Source organism: Bradyrhizobium sp. th-b2 (genome assembly GCF_000426785.1).
GTDB classification, from domain to species: Bacteria; Pseudomonadota; Alphaproteobacteria; order Rhizobiales; family Xanthobacteraceae; genus Bradyrhizobium; species Bradyrhizobium septentrionale.
Genome location: NZ_AUGA01000044.1, coordinates 1 through 14343, shown reverse-complemented (window position 1 = coordinate 14343; position 14343 = coordinate 1). Strand labels below are relative to the sequence as shown.

At 65.0% G+C, this 14343-nt stretch carries 15 protein-coding genes and 2 pseudogenes; 11 read left to right on the top strand and 6 right to left on the bottom strand.

Translation table 11 applies throughout. From position 1 onward, the window contains the following. Positions 1-24 precede the first annotated feature (24 nt). The gene (locus tag K359_RS0135150; RefSeq protein ID WP_029083469.1) at positions 25-486 is read right to left on the bottom strand and encodes a GNAT family N-acetyltransferase; all 462 of its coding nucleotides are present in this window, start codon (positions 484-486) and stop codon (positions 25-27) included. Between the two features lie 97 nt (positions 487-583). After that, positions 584-1399, bottom strand: a complete 816-nt coding sequence (locus tag K359_RS0135145) for a PAS-domain containing protein (protein WP_029083468.1) — start codon at positions 1397-1399, stop codon at positions 584-586. Positions 1400-1609: 210 nt separating this feature from the next. Between K359_RS0135145 and K359_RS0135135 the strand changes: the two genes are divergently transcribed. Further along, complete coding sequence (locus K359_RS0135135) at positions 1610-1963, top strand: DMT family protein (protein WP_029083467.1); 354 nt, start codon at positions 1610-1612, stop codon at positions 1961-1963. On the opposite strand, the gene K359_RS63545 is transcribed toward K359_RS0135135, so the two are convergent. From K359_RS63545 to K359_RS0135120, 3 genes are all read right to left on the bottom strand, one after another. Then, complete coding sequence (locus K359_RS63545) at positions 1960-2115, bottom strand: hypothetical protein (RefSeq protein WP_165127744.1); 156 nt, start codon at positions 2113-2115, stop codon at positions 1960-1962. The genes K359_RS0135135 and K359_RS63545 overlap by 4 nt on opposite strands. Before the next feature lie 61 nt (positions 2116-2176). Further along, complete coding sequence (locus K359_RS63540) at positions 2177-2353, bottom strand: hypothetical protein (protein WP_165127746.1); 177 nt, start codon at positions 2351-2353, stop codon at positions 2177-2179. A 180-nt stretch (positions 2354-2533) separates the two neighbouring features. After that, positions 2534-3184, bottom strand: coding sequence for a glutathione S-transferase family protein (locus K359_RS0135120; protein ID WP_029083466.1), 651 nt, complete (start codon positions 3182-3184; stop codon positions 2534-2536). A gap of 602 nt (positions 3185-3786) precedes the next feature. Here K359_RS0135120 and K359_RS0135115 point away from each other — a divergent pair. The 3 genes from K359_RS0135115 to K359_RS0135105 all read left to right on the top strand — a co-directional run bounded on the left by K359_RS0135115 (position 3787) and on the right by K359_RS0135105 (position 6504). Next, on the top strand, positions 3787-4989 hold the full coding sequence (locus tag K359_RS0135115) for a pyridoxal phosphate-dependent aminotransferase (protein ID WP_029083465.1): 1203 nt from the start codon (positions 3787-3789) through the stop codon (positions 4987-4989). A gap of 254 nt (positions 4990-5243) precedes the next feature. Beyond that, positions 5244-5765, top strand: coding sequence for a DUF992 domain-containing protein (locus K359_RS0135110; RefSeq protein WP_029083464.1), 522 nt, complete (start codon positions 5244-5246; stop codon positions 5763-5765). A 259-nt stretch (positions 5766-6024) separates the two neighbouring features. Next, positions 6025-6504: a DUF992 domain-containing protein gene (locus K359_RS0135105; RefSeq protein WP_029083463.1), complete on the top strand. Its 480-nt coding sequence runs from the start codon at positions 6025-6027 to the stop codon at positions 6502-6504. A 1-nt stretch (position 6505) separates the two neighbouring features. Here the strand turns inward: K359_RS0135105 and K359_RS0135100 are convergent, their stop codons facing one another. Further along, a complete protein-coding gene (locus K359_RS0135100) occupies positions 6506-7432 on the bottom strand; it encodes an alpha/beta fold hydrolase (RefSeq protein ID WP_051346583.1) in 927 nt (308 codons plus the stop codon). 124 nt (positions 7433-7556) lie between these two features. Between K359_RS0135100 and K359_RS0135095 the strand changes: the two genes are divergently transcribed. The 7 genes and pseudogenes from K359_RS0135095 to K359_RS61885 all read left to right on the top strand — a co-directional run. Continuing rightward, positions 7557-8462 (top strand): LysR substrate-binding domain-containing protein, encoded by a 906-nt coding sequence (locus K359_RS0135095; RefSeq protein ID WP_029083461.1) that lies wholly within the window; start codon positions 7557-7559, stop codon positions 8460-8462. 179 nt (positions 8463-8641) lie between these two features. Beyond that, on the top strand, positions 8642-10690 hold the full coding sequence (locus K359_RS0135090) for an elongation factor G (protein WP_029083460.1): 2049 nt from the start codon (positions 8642-8644) through the stop codon (positions 10688-10690). Between the two features lie 123 nt (positions 10691-10813). Then, positions 10814-11457, top strand: a pseudogene (locus tag K359_RS53940) (YoaK family protein). 31 nt (positions 11458-11488) lie between these two features. Next, positions 11489-12331 carry a shikimate dehydrogenase gene (locus K359_RS0135080; RefSeq protein ID WP_035977696.1) on the top strand — a complete coding sequence of 281 codons (843 nt, stop codon included), beginning with the start codon at positions 11489-11491 and terminating at the stop codon, positions 12329-12331. Between the two features lie 126 nt (positions 12332-12457). Continuing rightward, positions 12458-13036: a hypothetical protein gene (locus K359_RS0135075; protein ID WP_371261224.1), complete on the top strand. Its 579-nt coding sequence runs from the start codon at positions 12458-12460 to the stop codon at positions 13034-13036. Positions 13037-13228: 192 nt separating this feature from the next. After that, positions 13229-13837: a hypothetical protein gene (locus K359_RS0135070; RefSeq protein ID WP_029083457.1), complete on the top strand. Its 609-nt coding sequence runs from the start codon at positions 13229-13231 to the stop codon at positions 13835-13837. A gap of 330 nt (positions 13838-14167) precedes the next feature. Then, positions 14168-14343, top strand: a pseudogene (locus K359_RS61885) (IS5/IS1182 family transposase); the annotation flags it as partial.

Sequence of the window (14343 nt, the reverse complement as noted above, 5' to 3'; positions counted from 1 at the left end):
AATCCACAGGTTGCGGAGCCGTGCTCAGAGAATCTTGCGGTAGATCACGAAGCCAGGTCTGTCGGCGACCTTGTCATAAAGCTGCATCGCGGTGTGGTTGGTCTCATGCGTCTGCCAGTAGACGCGCGGCGAACCCACAAGCTTCGCCTGCGTGTAGACGCCGTTGATCAAGGCGCGGCCGACGCCCTTGCCGCGCGCGGCCTCGCTGGTGAAGAGATCCTGCAAATAGCAGGTCGGCGCGATCGCCGTGGTCGAGCGGTGAAACAGATAGTGCGTCAGCCCGAGCAGTTTTCCGCCGGCGTCGCCGACCAGCGCGTGCACCGGCTCATAGGCGTCGAAGAAGCGCTCCCAGGTCATCGCGGTGATCTCGGGCGCGAGCGCCGTCGGTCCGGACCGCTCGTAGAAGGCGTTGTAGCCGTCCCACAGCGGAAGCCACTGGACGTAATCGTCGCGCGTGACGAAGCGGATGGTGACGTCGTCGGACATGGATATCCCTGGATGGCTGCGTTGCGCGATGCCTGCGCATCGCTTCGACGTTCTATCGTTGCCGCCGTGTGGGATCAATTGCCAGCGCGATCGCGCCTCACTCGGCGGCGCGCAGCAGCCGCGCCAGATGGCGTTCACGCCCGGCGCGCTGCGCCCGGTATTCGTCGGCCTTGGCGGGATCGTCGGTGTGCCGCACCAGGTCCGTCACCGGCGTGTAGCTCAGCATGCGACCGCCGTCGGGCAACGCCGTGCAGCTGAAGCGCAGCACCTCGCCGTCGGCGAGATTGAGGTTGATCGGCGTGGAATCGCCTGCGCGCATCATCTCGATGCGCTTGGCGACGAATGCACTCAGTTCGTCCTCCGGCAATTCATAGGCGCCGGTGTCGCGGCCGTGATACATCAGCGCGACGAAGGGCGGCTTGCTCTCGGCCTGCGCATCCGACAGCGCGAAATAATCGCGGAAGGCGCGGTTGATGAACTCGGCGCGGGTGTCGGCGTCGAGCAGCACGATGCCGATGTCGACCTGGTCGAGCGCGGCGGCGAGCCGGGCCGCTGTGGCGTGATGCTGCTGCTCTGCGGCAAAGGCATCGATCCATTTCTGCCGCAGCATCCCGGTGATCAAGGCGGTGCCGGCCGTGGTCGCGACCAGCATCAGCATCCGTGCTACGTCGGCTGTGTCATAGCCGGGCAGCGCACGATGATCGAGGAAGAACAGCGCCGAGGCGACGACCGCGATCGCGGCGGAGATCAGCCCGGGGGTGATGCCGCTGACGGAGCTCGCCAGTGCCACGATGCAGACGAACAGCGGCGCGGGATTGGGGACGGCGACGATCAGGCGATCGATCAGGAAAGCGGCGAGCGCCGTGATCGCCGTCAAGGCCGGTCCTGAAATTGCACGCCAGTCGAACCGCATGCTCGTTCTCATGTCTCTCAAACGAACGATAAAGCCGTAGTTTGACGACAGAGCCGCAATGGTGCCGGGATTTTGCCCCCGACCGTTAAGGTGGCCTTGTCCCATCCGAACCAGCTTTCGCTGCTTTCAAATCAAATGATATGCAGATCGGCATGGAACCCGGTTTCGTGCCCGCGGGTTACCGCCTGCTTTGCTTTGACGAGGACATCGATGCCCGCCATTTCGCCTTCGCTGCTGCCGATCCTGATGCTGTTCGCCTCGAACGTCTTCATGACCTTCGCCTGGTACGGCCATCTCAAGTTCAAGGATCACTCGCTCCCGATCGTCATCATGGTGAGCTGGGGCATCGCCTTCTTCGAATACTGGCTTGCGGTGCCGGCCAATCGCTGGGGCAGCGCGGTCTACTCGGCGGCGCAGCTCAAGACCATGCAGGAGGTGATCACGCTGGTCGTGTTCGCCGGCTTCTCAGTGCTGTATTTGAAGGAGCCGCTGGGCTGGAATCACGCGCTCGGCTTTGCCTTCATCGCCGCCGGCGCGTTCCTGATCTTCCACAAATGGGGTTAGTTGTGCGGGGCCGGCTTGGCGGCAGGCGCCGTGAGCTGCGCAGGGTGCGCGCGGTCCTCGCCCTGGGTGCCGGTCACGATCAACAGCGAAGCGGCCAGCAGGATCGCCGCCGACAGCGTCACGGTCACCAGTCCGACGGGGGTCTTCAACATGTCGCGCCGCTGTCTCTCCCGCGCCTTGCCGCGGATCAAGGTGCCAAGTGGAATTGCTTGATTACGCCGGGAACGCCGTTGCCATGCTGATGTTGCTCGACAGCACCGTGACGGCGACGACCAGGCACAGCGTCAGCGCGCCAAGCGCGAGCGACGCCGCGATCGCGTGGGTCAGCCGGGACGATGCCACTGGGGCAGGGCGGCCATGGAAGCCCGCCGTGCCGGACCACCGTGTCATGGTGTAAATCCCTCAGGCCGCGAGCGAATCACTCGCGACATCCGAGCAAATCTGCCCGTTGTCACCGGCAAGATTGCGGCGGCGACGCCCCCTGAAAACGGCAGAAATGCGGCAACGACGAGCGTTTTGCCCGCTATTTGGGCAGTTTCCCCGCTATTCCCGATATTCGAACCCCTTTGTTCAGACGCCTGCCGCGAGGCGGGCCTCAGGCTCGGCATCGGTCCCGGGCCGCCAATCCATCGAGACAAATCCGGGGGTCTGCTCGACCCGTTTCAGCCAGGCGCGGACCGACGGAAAGGTCGCGAGGTCGAAGTCGCAGCGGTCGGCGACATGGGTGTAGCCGTAGAGCGCGATGTCGGCGACGGTGAACTGGTCGGCGGCGAAATAGGCGTGCCCCTTGAGGTGATTTTCCATCACCTGCAACGCGGCGTAGCCGCGCTCCATCCAGTCCTCCAGCGCGTGCGTCTGCAGGTCGCGCCCGCCCTTGACCAGCGACAGCCAGAAATAGGCGGCGCCGATGTTCGGCTCCAGCGCGTGCTGCTCGAAGAACATCCACTGCAGCGCCTCGGCGCGCTCGATCCGCGACTCCGGCGCCAGCGGCGTGCCGATCGCAACGTACCAGAGGATGGCATTGGACTCGGCGAGATGGCGGCCGTCGACTTCCAGCAGCGGCACCTGGCCGCTCGGATTCTTGGCCAGGAATTCCGGGGTGCGGCTCTCGCCGCGCAGGATGTCGATCTCGATCGCCTCGTACGGCGTGTTCAACACGGCGAGCGCCAGCCGGACCTTGTAGCTGTTGCCGGAGCGCTGCATCGAATAGAGCTTGTACATTGCGTCGGTGTTCACTCGGTGCGTCGGGTTCACTTGGTCTGAGACGGTACGCTTGAAAAATTGCGCGGCCTGTCACACCGCAACGCGCTTAAACAATGATGCCGACAGCGGTGCGTCGCAAGCCCTGCACAGTGGAAAAAGTCGAAACGTCTACCGCACTGCACGCGTTCAGAACGATTCCATCAACACGGCGCAACAACTCGGATCACGGCTGCGCGACGCTGTGCACGGTGCCGGTCGATGCGGTGGCGGACGCGCGGCAATTCACAAATCTTAACGCGCGACAGGCCGGCCGGACCGCGTGCCATCGGCACCGCGAGGTGCGCACCGCTCGGCACATTGTCCTCGGAGCAATCCGCGCTGGCGCAGACCGCCGGAAGCCTTGCCGGCAACGCTGCAGCGGCCGTCGCCGGGCTTGCCGGATATGAGCCATTTGGCTCCGGAACTTGCGGAATGTTGCGCGCGTTGCGGGCCATGCGCGAAAGTTTTCGTGCTTTGCCGCCAAGCTTCTTGCGATGCAGCGGAGACAGGCCTAGGGTGCCGCGATCCCATTCAAATCAAGTCGTGGCCGAACGGCTCACGACGTTTGCCAGGAGATGATTATGGCCTTCCTGTCCGCTGCGCTCGACCGTGTGAAGCCGTCCGCGACGATCGCGGTCACGGACAAAGCACGCGCGCTGAAAGCCGCGGGCCGCAACGTCATCGGCCTCGGTGCCGGCGAGCCGGACTTCGACACGCCCGCCAACATCAAGCTGGCTGCGATCCACGCCATCGAGGCCGGCAAGACCAAGTACACCGATGTCGGCGGCATTCCGGAGCTCAAGGAAGCCATCATCAACAAGTTCTCGCGCGAGAACGGCCTGAGCTACAAGCCGAACCAGATCATCGTCGGCACCGGCGGCAAGCAGGTGCTCTACAATGCGCTGATGGCGACCATCAATCCGGGCGACGAGGTGATCATCCCGGCGCCGTACTGGGTCAGCTATCCCGAGATGGTGGCGCTCGCCGGCGGCGAGTCGGTGCCGGTGATCTGTCCGGCGTCGAGCGGCTTCAAGCTGCGCCCGCAGGATCTCGAGAAGGCGATCACGCCGAAGACCAAGTGGGTGATCCTGTGCTCGCCGTCGAACCCGACCGGTTCGGCCTATACCAGGAGCGAGCTCAAGGCGATCACCGACGTGTTGGTCAGGCATCCGCATGTCTGGGTGATGACCGACGACATGTACGAGCACCTCGTCTATGACGACTTCGTCTTCACCACGGCGGCGCAGGTCGAGCCGAGCCTCTACGATCGCACGCTGACCGTGAACGGCGTGTCGAAGGCCTACTGCATGACCGGCTGGCGCATCGGCTACGCCGGCGGCCCGGCGCAACTGATCAAGGCGATGGCGACGATCCAGTCGCAGTCGACCTCGAACCCGTCGTCGATCGCGCAATGGGCTTCGGTCGAGGCGCTCAACGGACCGCAGGACTTCATCGCCGCGAACAACAAGGTGTTCAAGGAGCGCCGCGACCTCGTGGTGTCGATGCTCAACCAGGCCAGCGGCATCGAGTGCCCGCGGCCGGAAGGCGCGTTCTACGTCTATCCGTCCTGCGCCGGCACGATCGGCAAGACAGCGCCGTCGGGCAAGGTGATCGACAACGACGAGACCTTCGTCACCGAGTTGCTCGAGAGCGAGGGTGTCGCCGTGGTGCAGGGTTCGGCGTTCGGTCTCGGACCGGCGTTCCGCATCTCCTACGCCACCAAGACCTCCGATCTCGATGATGCCTGCAAGCGCATCCAGCGCTTCTGCGGCAATCTGCGCTAGTCGTTCCGAACTCAAGAAACTCAGGAAACGCTCCTGCACCAAGTGTGGGAGCGTTTCTATTTGTGTACGCAGATCGCGCGCCGGTAAATTCGACGAGTCAAATCACATCACGCTCATCTCACGCGCGTGTGCGCGAACAACGATGCCACACGCGCGAAGTTTTTAGGGCGTCTTTGCGGACTGCCTTGTTTTGGACACGAGCCTTCCCTTCTGTCCGCCGCGCTAATTCAGTTCATCTTGCGGAGACAGACCAAATGCGACTTTCGACTCTCACCCTTGCAGCGCTTGCGTTGCTGGCGCCGTTCGCCACCGCCAACGCGGCGCCCGAGGTTCAGGCCGGGGTCCTGCAATGCCAGGGCGGCGAGAATGTCGGCTTCGTCGTCGGCTCCGTCGCCCGCCTCGAATGCGTATTCCAGAGCGCCAACGCCCGCCGGCCGGAGCCGTATGTTGCGACCGTGAAGCGGATCGGCCTTGACCTCGGCGTCACCGCGACGACGCAGCTCGCTTGGGCCGTCAGCGCGCCGACCACGCAGCTCCCGCGCGGTGCGCTCGCCGGCAGCTACGGCGGCGTCGGCGTCAACGCTTCGGTCGGCCTCGGCGCCGGCGGTAACTTCCTGTTCGGCGGCCCGAACAACGCATACGCGCTGCAGCCGATCAGCGTGCAGGGCCAGACCGGCCTCAACGTCGCGGCGGGCATCGCCGGCATCGATCTCGAGCCGGTCAGCCTCGCTGGTCCGCGCCGTCATCATTACCACCGTCATCACCACCACCACTAAGCCGGTCGGTGTTTGATCAAAGGGGCCCGCGAAAGCGGGCCTCTTTTTTTGCGTCTGTGGTTTGTTGTGTTTTGCGCGGCAGGTTCTGGACGGCAGCGGGATCATAGCAACATCGCCACATCCCGTAACAATCGGTGGCCGGACACCGCAAATTCTGGCTGTGCATCCGATGTTATGGCATAGGAAGCGACAGGCGCCGCAGACACGGCGCCGTTCTGTTCTCTGCTCGCGTCACGCCTTTCAGCCGGAGACCTCCAACATGCGTCGCTTCATCCTCCTCGCCGGTGCTGCCCTCGCCACGCTGGCGATCGCTGGCGCCAACGCCCAACAGCCGATTCAGCGCGTGCAGGTCGGTGTCCTGGAATGCCGCGGCGGCGCGAGCGTCGGATTCATCGTCGGTTCGGTGACCAATCTCGGCTGCGTGCTGCGCGTCGATGGCGCACCTGAGGACCGTTACATCGCGACCATTCGCAAGGTCGGCATCGATCTCGGCATCACCCAGGAGTCGGCGCTGGCCTGGGGCGTCTACGCGCCGGTGGCCCAGCTTGGACCTGGCGCGCTGTCCGGCAACTACGCCGGCGCGCAGGGCAGCGCGACGCTCGGCGTTGGCGTCGGCGGTAACGTGCTGGTCGGCGGTTCCGACAACACCATCGCCTTGCAGCCGCTCAGCGTGCAGGGTCAGGTCGGCGTCAACATCGCCGCCGGGCTCGAGAGCCTGGAGCTGCGTCCGGGGCGCTAACTCAAGCTGCACCGTTTTGTATTCCGCCGAAGAAACTGCGGGCTTCCTCGGCAACCACCTCGGGCGCCTCGGCGTGGACATAGTGCCCGGCCTCGACGAACCTGATCGAAGGTTCGGTCCAGTATTGATCCAGCCGGTCCGACCATTCCGGCGCGATCAGCGGATCGCGGCGGCCCCAGAGAAAGCGCGACGGGATTTCGATGCGCGGCTGCGCCGGCAGCCTGCCTTCCAGCCAGCGCCGGCGATTGGGTGCCGACGAGAGATACCAGTCGAAGCCGCCCTGGATGTTGCCGGGCTTCATGAAGTTATCGACATAGGCTTCCAGCAGGTCGCCGAACACGGCGGAATTGTCGCCCGACCAGTGATCGAGGAAGTGGCGGAAATAGAGTCGGCATGACTCGCGCGAGCTTCCGACCAGTTGCGCCGCCCATGGCAGCTGCTGGAAGTATTGATACCAGACTTCGATCAGGTGACTGGGCTGGCCGTAGCGGTTGCCGAGGCCCGGATAGGGCGTGCACAGATAGAGCGTACCCGTCAGCCGCTGCGGCTGACGATGCGACATCGCCTGCATGACATAGGCGCCTAGATCGCCGCCGATCACGCCGAAGCTGTCATGACCGAGCGCATCCATCACCGCGAACATATCCAGCGCGTGGCGCTCTGCGGTGGCGGACGCATCCGGGCCAGCCGCCGGCTTGCCGGTGTCGCCGCAGCCGCGCAGGTCCGGCGCGATCAATTCGAAACTGTCGCCGAGACGCAGCATCACCGGACGCCACACCAGCCAGAATTCCGGCCAGCCGTGCAGCAGGAGCAGCGGCGGGCCTTTGCCGAAGCGCGCGACGTTGACGCTGATATCGCCGATATCGATCTTCTCCTGCGTGAAGCCTGCCGCGGCCGCTTCCGCGAAAGCCTTTTCCAGCGCCGTCATTAAGACCTCCTGTGGTTCGCCGCAGGCTGTCCGCGTTCGCTTCTCCGGTCCAATATTCGTTCGATACGGTAGCAGAGCTATTGCGTATGACCGTAGGCGCCGGCCGCCGTGCTATACCGCCGGCATGGAATTGCGACACCTCAGATATTTCGTGGCGCTCGGCGAGGAATTGAATTTCACGCGCGCAGCCGAGCGGCTGCACATCGCGCAACCGCCGCTGAGCCAGCAGATTCGCCAGCTCGAGGACGAACTCGGCGTGACGCTGCTGCAGCGGAATAGCCGTCCTGTCAGGCTCACCGAGGCCGGCGAGCTGTTTCTTGCGCGCGCACGTGCGCTGCTCGCCAGTTTCGAGGACGCGGTTGCCGATACCAGGCGCGTCGGCCGCGGTCAGGCTGGAAAGCTCGCGATCGGATTCGTCGGCTCCGCAATGTTTGCCGGCCTTCCCGATATCGTCAGCAGCTATCGCGACGCGTTTCCCGACGTCGAGCTCGTGCTTGACGAGATGCTGGCGGCGGAGATCGCCGAGGCGCTGCGGCGGCGCCGGATCGACGTCGGCTTCGTGCGCCCGGCGCTGCTCGCCGAAGCGGGGCTTGCCCAGCGCCTCATCCTCGATGAGCCCTATGTCGCAGCGCTGCCGCGCGCGCATCCGCTCGCGGCGCGAAGTGACATTGCGCTCGCCGAATTGTCCAACGATGCCTTCGTGCTCTACCCGGTGCGGCCGGAGCCGTCGGTCACCGGTCTGATCGTGGCCGCCTGCCAGGATGCGGGATTCACGCCGCGTCTGGCGCAGGAGGTGCTTCATCTGCAGACCGCGATCGGTCTGATCGCAGCCGGTGTCGGCGTGTCGCTCGTTCCGGAGGCCGCGGCACGCGCGCAGACCGGTCGCGGTGTGGCTTACGTTCCGCTTGCCGCACCGTCGGTGATGGCGCCGCTCACGATCGCATGGCGTGATGAAGACGTCTCGCCTGCCGTGCAGCGCCTGCTCGACATCGCGACGCGCTGGCGCGAGACAGCGGCGGCACCGGCCTAAGGAACTGGCGCACCTGATACGTTCGTCCGGACAATAGTGGTCATTCCCGCCGTTGTGGCCATGGTTAAACGCCGCCGCACCGCAGCGACGTTTTCCCGCTTGCCAAACGCGAAACGCAGGCAGAGCATGAATGGTCGCCGACCCAATCATGGGCCGAGCTCCAAAACGAGGAGGCGGCAATGGGACAAGACGTCAGAAGTCCCCGAGGTCCACGGTGCATCGCACTGGTGGGCCCTTTCCAAAGCGGTAAAACCACACTTCTGGAAGCAATCCTGGCGCGCACAGGCGCCATCAAGTCTGCCGGCAGCGTCGACGCCGGAACTTCCGTCGGCGATGCCAGCCCCGAGGCGCGTCAGCACAAGATGGGCGTAGGCCTGACCGCCGCCACCACCACCTTCATGGGCGACAGCTACACCTTCATCGATTGTCCCGGCTCGATCGAATTCGCGCACGACATGCGTGCCGCGCTGCCGGCGGTCGATGCCGCGGTCGTGGTCTGCGAAGCCGATGAGAAGAAGCTGCCACAGCTGCAGATCATCCTGCGCGAGCTCGAAGAGCTCGGCATTCCCCGTTTCCTGTTCCTGAACAAGATCGACCGCGCCAACAAGCGGGTCCGCGAGACGCTTGCGACGCTGCAGCCGGCCTCGCGCGTGCCGCTGGTGCTGCGCCAGATCCCGATCTGGAACGGCGATCTGATCGAAGGTTTTGTCGATCTCGCGCTGGAGCGCGCCTTCGTCTATCGCGAGCACAAGCCGTCGGAGGTGGTCGCGCTGGAAGGCGGCAATCTCGACCGCGAGAAGGAAGCGCGCTTCTCGATGCTGGAGAAGCTCGCCGATCATGACGACGCGCTGATGGAGCAGTTGCTGGAGGATATCCAGCCGCCGCGCGACGCGGTGTTCGACGATCTCGCCCGCGAATTGCGCGAAGGGCTGATCTGCCCGGTGCTGCTTGGTGCGGCGAGCCGCGAAAACGGCGTGCTCCGCCTGATGAAGGCGCTGCGCCATGAGGCGCCCGGCGTCACCGAGACTGCCAATAGGCTCGGCGTCAAGGATCAGAAGGACGCGCTGGCCTATGTGTTCAAGACCGTGCATCTGCAGCACGGCGGCAAGCTGTCGCTGGCGCGCGTGCTGGCGGGCCGGCTCGACGACGGCGCGACGCTGCAATCCTCGTCCGGCGAGACCGGGCGTATCTCCGGCATCCTCGCGGTCTCGGGCACGCATGACAGCAAGCGGCCGCAGGCCGAGGCCGGCGAGACCGTCGCGCTCGGCAAGCTCGACGCGATCAAGACCGGCGATACGGTCTCGAGCGGCAAGACGGCCCCGGCCTCGCTGGTCAAGGTCGAGCCGGTCGCGGCGGTGCTGTCGATCTCGATCGCCGCGACCGACCGCAAGGACGACGTCAAGCTCGGCCAGGCACTGCTGCGGCTCAACGAGGAGGATCCCTCGCTGACGATGATCCAGAACCCGCGGACCCACGACACCGTGCTGTGGGGGCAGGGCGAGATGCATCTGCGCGTGGCACAGGAGCGGCTCAAGGACCGCTACGGCGTCAACGTCAAATCGCATCCGCCGGCGATCGGCTATCACGAGACCATCCGCAAAGCCATTACCCAGCGCGGCCGGCACAAGAAGCAGTCCGGCGGCCACGGCCAGTTCGGCGACGTGGTGCTCGACATCAAGCCGAAGCCGCGCGGCACAGGCTTCGAATTCCACGAGAAGGTGGTCGGCGGCGCGGTGCCGCGCAACTATATCGGCGCGGTGGAAGAGGGCGTCGTCGACGCGCTGGCGCGTGGACCGCTCGGCTTCCCCGTGATCGACCTCGACGTCACGCTGACCGACGGCTCCTATCACAGCGTCGACTCCTCCGATCTGGCGTTCCGCACCGCGGCGCGGGTCGGCGTCAGCGAAGGGTTGCCGCAGTGCCAGCCGGTGCTGCTGGAGCCGATCCATCTGGTCGAGATATTCTGTCCGAACGAGGCGACTGCCAAGGTCAACGCGATCCTGTCGGCGCGCCGCGGCCAGATTCTCGGCTTCGACACCCGCGAAGGCTGGAGCGGCTGGGATTGCGTCCGAGCCACCATGCCGGAATCCGAGATCGGCGACCTCATCGTCGAGCTGCGATCGGCCACCGCCGGCGCCGGCACCTTCACCCGCCAGTTCGACCGCATGGCCGAAGTGACGGGCCGCGCCGCCGACCAGATCATCGCCGCGCATCGCGACGCGGCGTGATCCAATTGTCATTCCGGAGCGCTCGCGCCAGCGAGCGAATCCGGAATCTCGAGATTCCGGGTATGGTCCTTCGGACCATCCCGGAATGACCGATGAGATTTTCTCCCAGCAGTTTCCGACATCATGCTTGAATCCCGCCGTAACCTGGCGCTGGCCTCCGCGCTCAGCGCGCTGGCCGGCTATGTCGACGGCATCGGCTATCTGCATCTGGGCGGGCTGTTCGTCTCCTTCATGAGCGGCAACTCGACGCGGCTTGGCGTGACGCTGGCCGAGGGGCATTGGCAGCATGCGCTGGAGGCGCTGGAGCTGATCGTGCTGTTCGTCGCGGGTGCTGCGGCCGGCAGCCTGGTCGTGCTCAGCCGCATCGGCTATCGCCAGCCCCTGATCCTGCTCGGCGAGGCCTTGTTGTTGACGGCGGCCGCCTTGGCCTATGCCTATGGCCTGCCGAACGCCGCGGTCGCCGCTATAGTGCTGGCGATGGGGCTCGAGAATGCCGCATTCCAGCTCGAAGGCGGCGCCGGGCTCGGCCTCACCTATGTCACCGGCGCGCTGGTCAAGGCCGGCCAGCTGATCGCCGCCGCGCTGACCGGCGGAGCCGGTTGGGCCTGGCTGCCGAACCTCCTGCTGTGGGTGCGGCGCTGGTCGCAGGCGCGCTTCTTGGCGCACTTGCTTACCACTGGATCAACCTCGCCGCGATCTGGTTTGCCGCCGGCACCGCGCTCGGGCTCAGCATGCTGGTTGCCGTAACCGCGAAACGGACGGATTGACAGCGCGGCTGCCTTGGCCGATGTCACGGCCATGACATCATCCAGCAAAACCCGCGCCGCGTGCCTGATCGGCTGGCCGGCCGCGCATTCCCGGTCGCCGCTGATCCATCGCTACTGGCTGCGCACGCTGGGCATCGAGGGCGGCTATGTGATCGAGGCGGTGCCGCCGGATGATTTCAAGGATTTCCTGTTCCGCCTGTCGCTGCGCGGCTTCGTCGGCGCTAACGTCACCATTCCGCACAAGGAGCGCGCGCTGGCTCTGTCGACGCCGGACGAGCGCGCCCGCGCCGTCGGTGCCGCCAATACGCTGTGGTTTGCCGACGGCGAGCTGCGTTCGACCAACACCGATGTCGAAGGCTTCATCAACAATCTCGACGCCTGCGCGCCCGGCTGGGACAAGACCGAGGATGCGCTGGTGTTAGGGGCCGGCGGCGCGGCGCGCGCGGTGGTGTTCGGCCTGATCGAGCGCGGCATCAAACGCGTGCATCTGGTCAACCGCACCATCGACCGTGCCCGCGCGCTGGCCGATCAGTTCGGTGCATGTGTTCATCCCGCGACGTGGGACACGGTCGGCGATCTGCTGCCGCGCGCGGGGCTGCTCGTCAACACGACGTCGCTCGGCATGCACGGCCAGCCCGCGCTCGAGATCGATGTCGGCCTGTTGCCGCAAGGCGCTGTTGTGACCGATCTTGTCTATGTGCCGCTGGTGACGCCATTGCTTGCGGCGGCGCAGGCGCGCGGCCTGAAGACCGCCGATGGCCTCGGCATGCTGCTGCACCAGGCGGTGCGCGGTTTTGAATTGTGGTTCGGGCAGCGTCCGCAAGTGACGCCGGAACTGCGTGCGCTCGTTGAAGCCGATCTCACAAAGACTTGAGGCCTGGAATAGCGGGATGCAGCGGGGGTCAGTGTTACATCAACCTTGGCCCCTTTGGCCCCTCCCGGAGATCCCCCAATGTCTGCCAGCCGTTCCTCGCTCATTCGCCCATTCATTGCATTTGCGATGGTGACGGCATCCACGCTCTACGCACTCGCGCAGCAGCCGCCGACGCCGACGCGGGTGCGTGGAACCGTCGAGAGCGTCGACGGCGATACGCTCGCGGTGAAGTCGCGCAGCGGCGAAGACGTCAAGCTGCACATGGCGAGCAATATGCTGGTGCTCGGCCTCACCAGGATCGCGCTGTCCGACATCAAGGTCGGTTCCTTCATCGGCACCACCACGGTGCCCGGGCCCGACGGTGTGCCGAAGGCGGTCGAGGTGCATGTCTTCCCGGAGCACATGCGCGGCACCGGCGAGGGCTCGCGGCCCTACGACCTGAAGCCGAACAGCAGCATGACCAACGCGACCGTCGCGCAATCCGTGGTCAGCAATGACGGTCATACCCTGATGGTCAAGTACAAGGACGGCGAGAAGACGGTGCAGGTCGCGCCGGATACGCCTGTCGTGACCTATGTTCCCGGCGACAAGGCGGATCTGAAGGCCGGCGCCAAGATCATCGCCTTCATGAAGAAACTGCCCGACGGCTCGCTCGAAACCGACCGCGTCAGCGTCGGCCGCGACGGCCTGACGCCGCCAATGTGACGCGGTTTCATCATCTCTTCTTTGTGAAGAGCCTGGCTTCGATGAACGGTTGGTACACAGTAACAGACCCTTCGTCTGGCTCGTAGTTTACCGAGCGAGCCACCTCTCCTGCGAACAGGACGGTGGCTCGCTCGGAATACCATCATTTCCCCGGTGTTCCTGACTCCGCCAGCCAAACCCATGAGGGACATCATGCCGAAATCGACGCTATTCGCCGCATTGCTTCTCGTTGCCTTTGCCTCGGCCGCATCGGCGCAGCAGCCGCCGACGGTGCGCATTCGCGGCACCATCGAGGCCGTCGACGGCGCCATGCTGTCGATCAAGTCGCGCGACGGCGCCGACATGAAGGTGCGGACGACCGACAACGTCGCGGTGTTCGGCGTCGCCAAGACCGATTTGTCGCAGATCAAGCCCGGTTCCTATATCGGCGTCACCGCGATGCCCGAGCCGGACGGAACGCAGAAGGCGATCGCGGTTCACATCTTCCCGGAAAACCAGCGTGGCGCCGCCGAAGGCTTTCGTCCCTGGGACCTGCGCGCCAACTCGACCATGACCAACGCCACCGTCGCCGAAACGGTGGAGGGCACCGACGGCCAGAACATCACGGTGAAATACAAGGACGGCGAGAAGAAGGTCGTGGTGCCGCCGGGCACCCCGGTGGTCACTTTCGTCGCCGGCGACAAGGCGGAGCTGAAGCCGGGCGCCAAGATCATCATCTTCGGTGCGGTCCAGAAGGAGGACGGCACGCTGGAAGCCAACCGCGTCAATGTCGGCCGCGACGGAATCGCACCGCCGATGTGACGCGAAGCGTCATCCCGGGGCGATGCGCAGCATCGAACCCGGGATCTCGAGCGACGAACTCCGTTGTCGTCCCGGCCTAGTGCGCAATTGCGCACGGGAGCCGGGACCCATAACCACCGATGGTTTTTGTTGAGATAAGCTGTGGCCACAGCCGTGTTCTAGTCGCCCGTTAAGAAGCTTCCAGGCGACTGATCTGGAATCGTAATTTGGCTGGAATGACGTTCTGAGATTGCAAGGTTTTGGTGTTTTGTGCATCGGAAGCTTGCAATTTCGTTTTCGAGATTCCCTCGACGGGCGAAGCATGATTCCCTGTCCGCATCGGAGGGCACGATGCGGCCGAAGAAGCACAAAACGACGGGAGCGAACGATTTTTTCCGGGCGCGGCTCGACCAGATCATCAATCTGAAGCACGAGCTGGTCCGGCTCACCGGCAAGATCGATTGGGACTGGATCGACGGCGAGATCGCGCCGCTCTACAGCGAGAACGGCCGGCCGGGGATTGAGAC

Coding starts and splice junctions, on each gene's coding strand:
- K359_RS0135150 (WP_029083469.1), bottom strand. CDS start 486: ATGTCCGACGACGTCACCATCCGCTTCGTCACGCGCGACGATTACGTC.
- K359_RS0135145 (WP_029083468.1), bottom strand. CDS start 1,399: ATGCGGTTCGACTGGCGTGCAATTTCAGGACCGGCCTTGACGGCGATC.
- K359_RS0135135 (WP_029083467.1), top strand. CDS start 1,610: ATGCCCGCCATTTCGCCTTCGCTGCTGCCGATCCTGATGCTGTTCGCC.
- K359_RS63545 (WP_165127744.1), bottom strand. CDS start 2,115: ATGTTGAAGACCCCCGTCGGACTGGTGACCGTGACGCTGTCGGCGGCG.
- K359_RS63540 (WP_165127746.1), bottom strand. CDS start 2,353: ATGACACGGTGGTCCGGCACGGCGGGCTTCCATGGCCGCCCTGCCCCA.
- K359_RS0135120 (WP_029083466.1), bottom strand. CDS start 3,184: ATGTACAAGCTCTATTCGATGCAGCGCTCCGGCAACAGCTACAAGGTC.
- K359_RS0135115 (WP_029083465.1), top strand. CDS start 3,787: ATGGCCTTCCTGTCCGCTGCGCTCGACCGTGTGAAGCCGTCCGCGACG.
- K359_RS0135110 (WP_029083464.1), top strand. CDS start 5,244: ATGCGACTTTCGACTCTCACCCTTGCAGCGCTTGCGTTGCTGGCGCCG.
- K359_RS0135105 (WP_029083463.1), top strand. CDS start 6,025: ATGCGTCGCTTCATCCTCCTCGCCGGTGCTGCCCTCGCCACGCTGGCG.
- K359_RS0135100 (WP_051346583.1), bottom strand. CDS start 7,432: ATGACGGCGCTGGAAAAGGCTTTCGCGGAAGCGGCCGCGGCAGGCTTC.
- K359_RS0135095 (WP_029083461.1), top strand. CDS start 7,557: ATGGAATTGCGACACCTCAGATATTTCGTGGCGCTCGGCGAGGAATTG.
- K359_RS0135090 (WP_029083460.1), top strand. CDS start 8,642: ATGGGACAAGACGTCAGAAGTCCCCGAGGTCCACGGTGCATCGCACTG.
- K359_RS0135080 (WP_035977696.1), top strand. CDS start 11,489: ATGACATCATCCAGCAAAACCCGCGCCGCGTGCCTGATCGGCTGGCCG.
- K359_RS0135075 (WP_371261224.1), top strand. CDS start 12,458: ATGGTGACGGCATCCACGCTCTACGCACTCGCGCAGCAGCCGCCGACG.
- K359_RS0135070 (WP_029083457.1), top strand. CDS start 13,229: ATGCCGAAATCGACGCTATTCGCCGCATTGCTTCTCGTTGCCTTTGCC.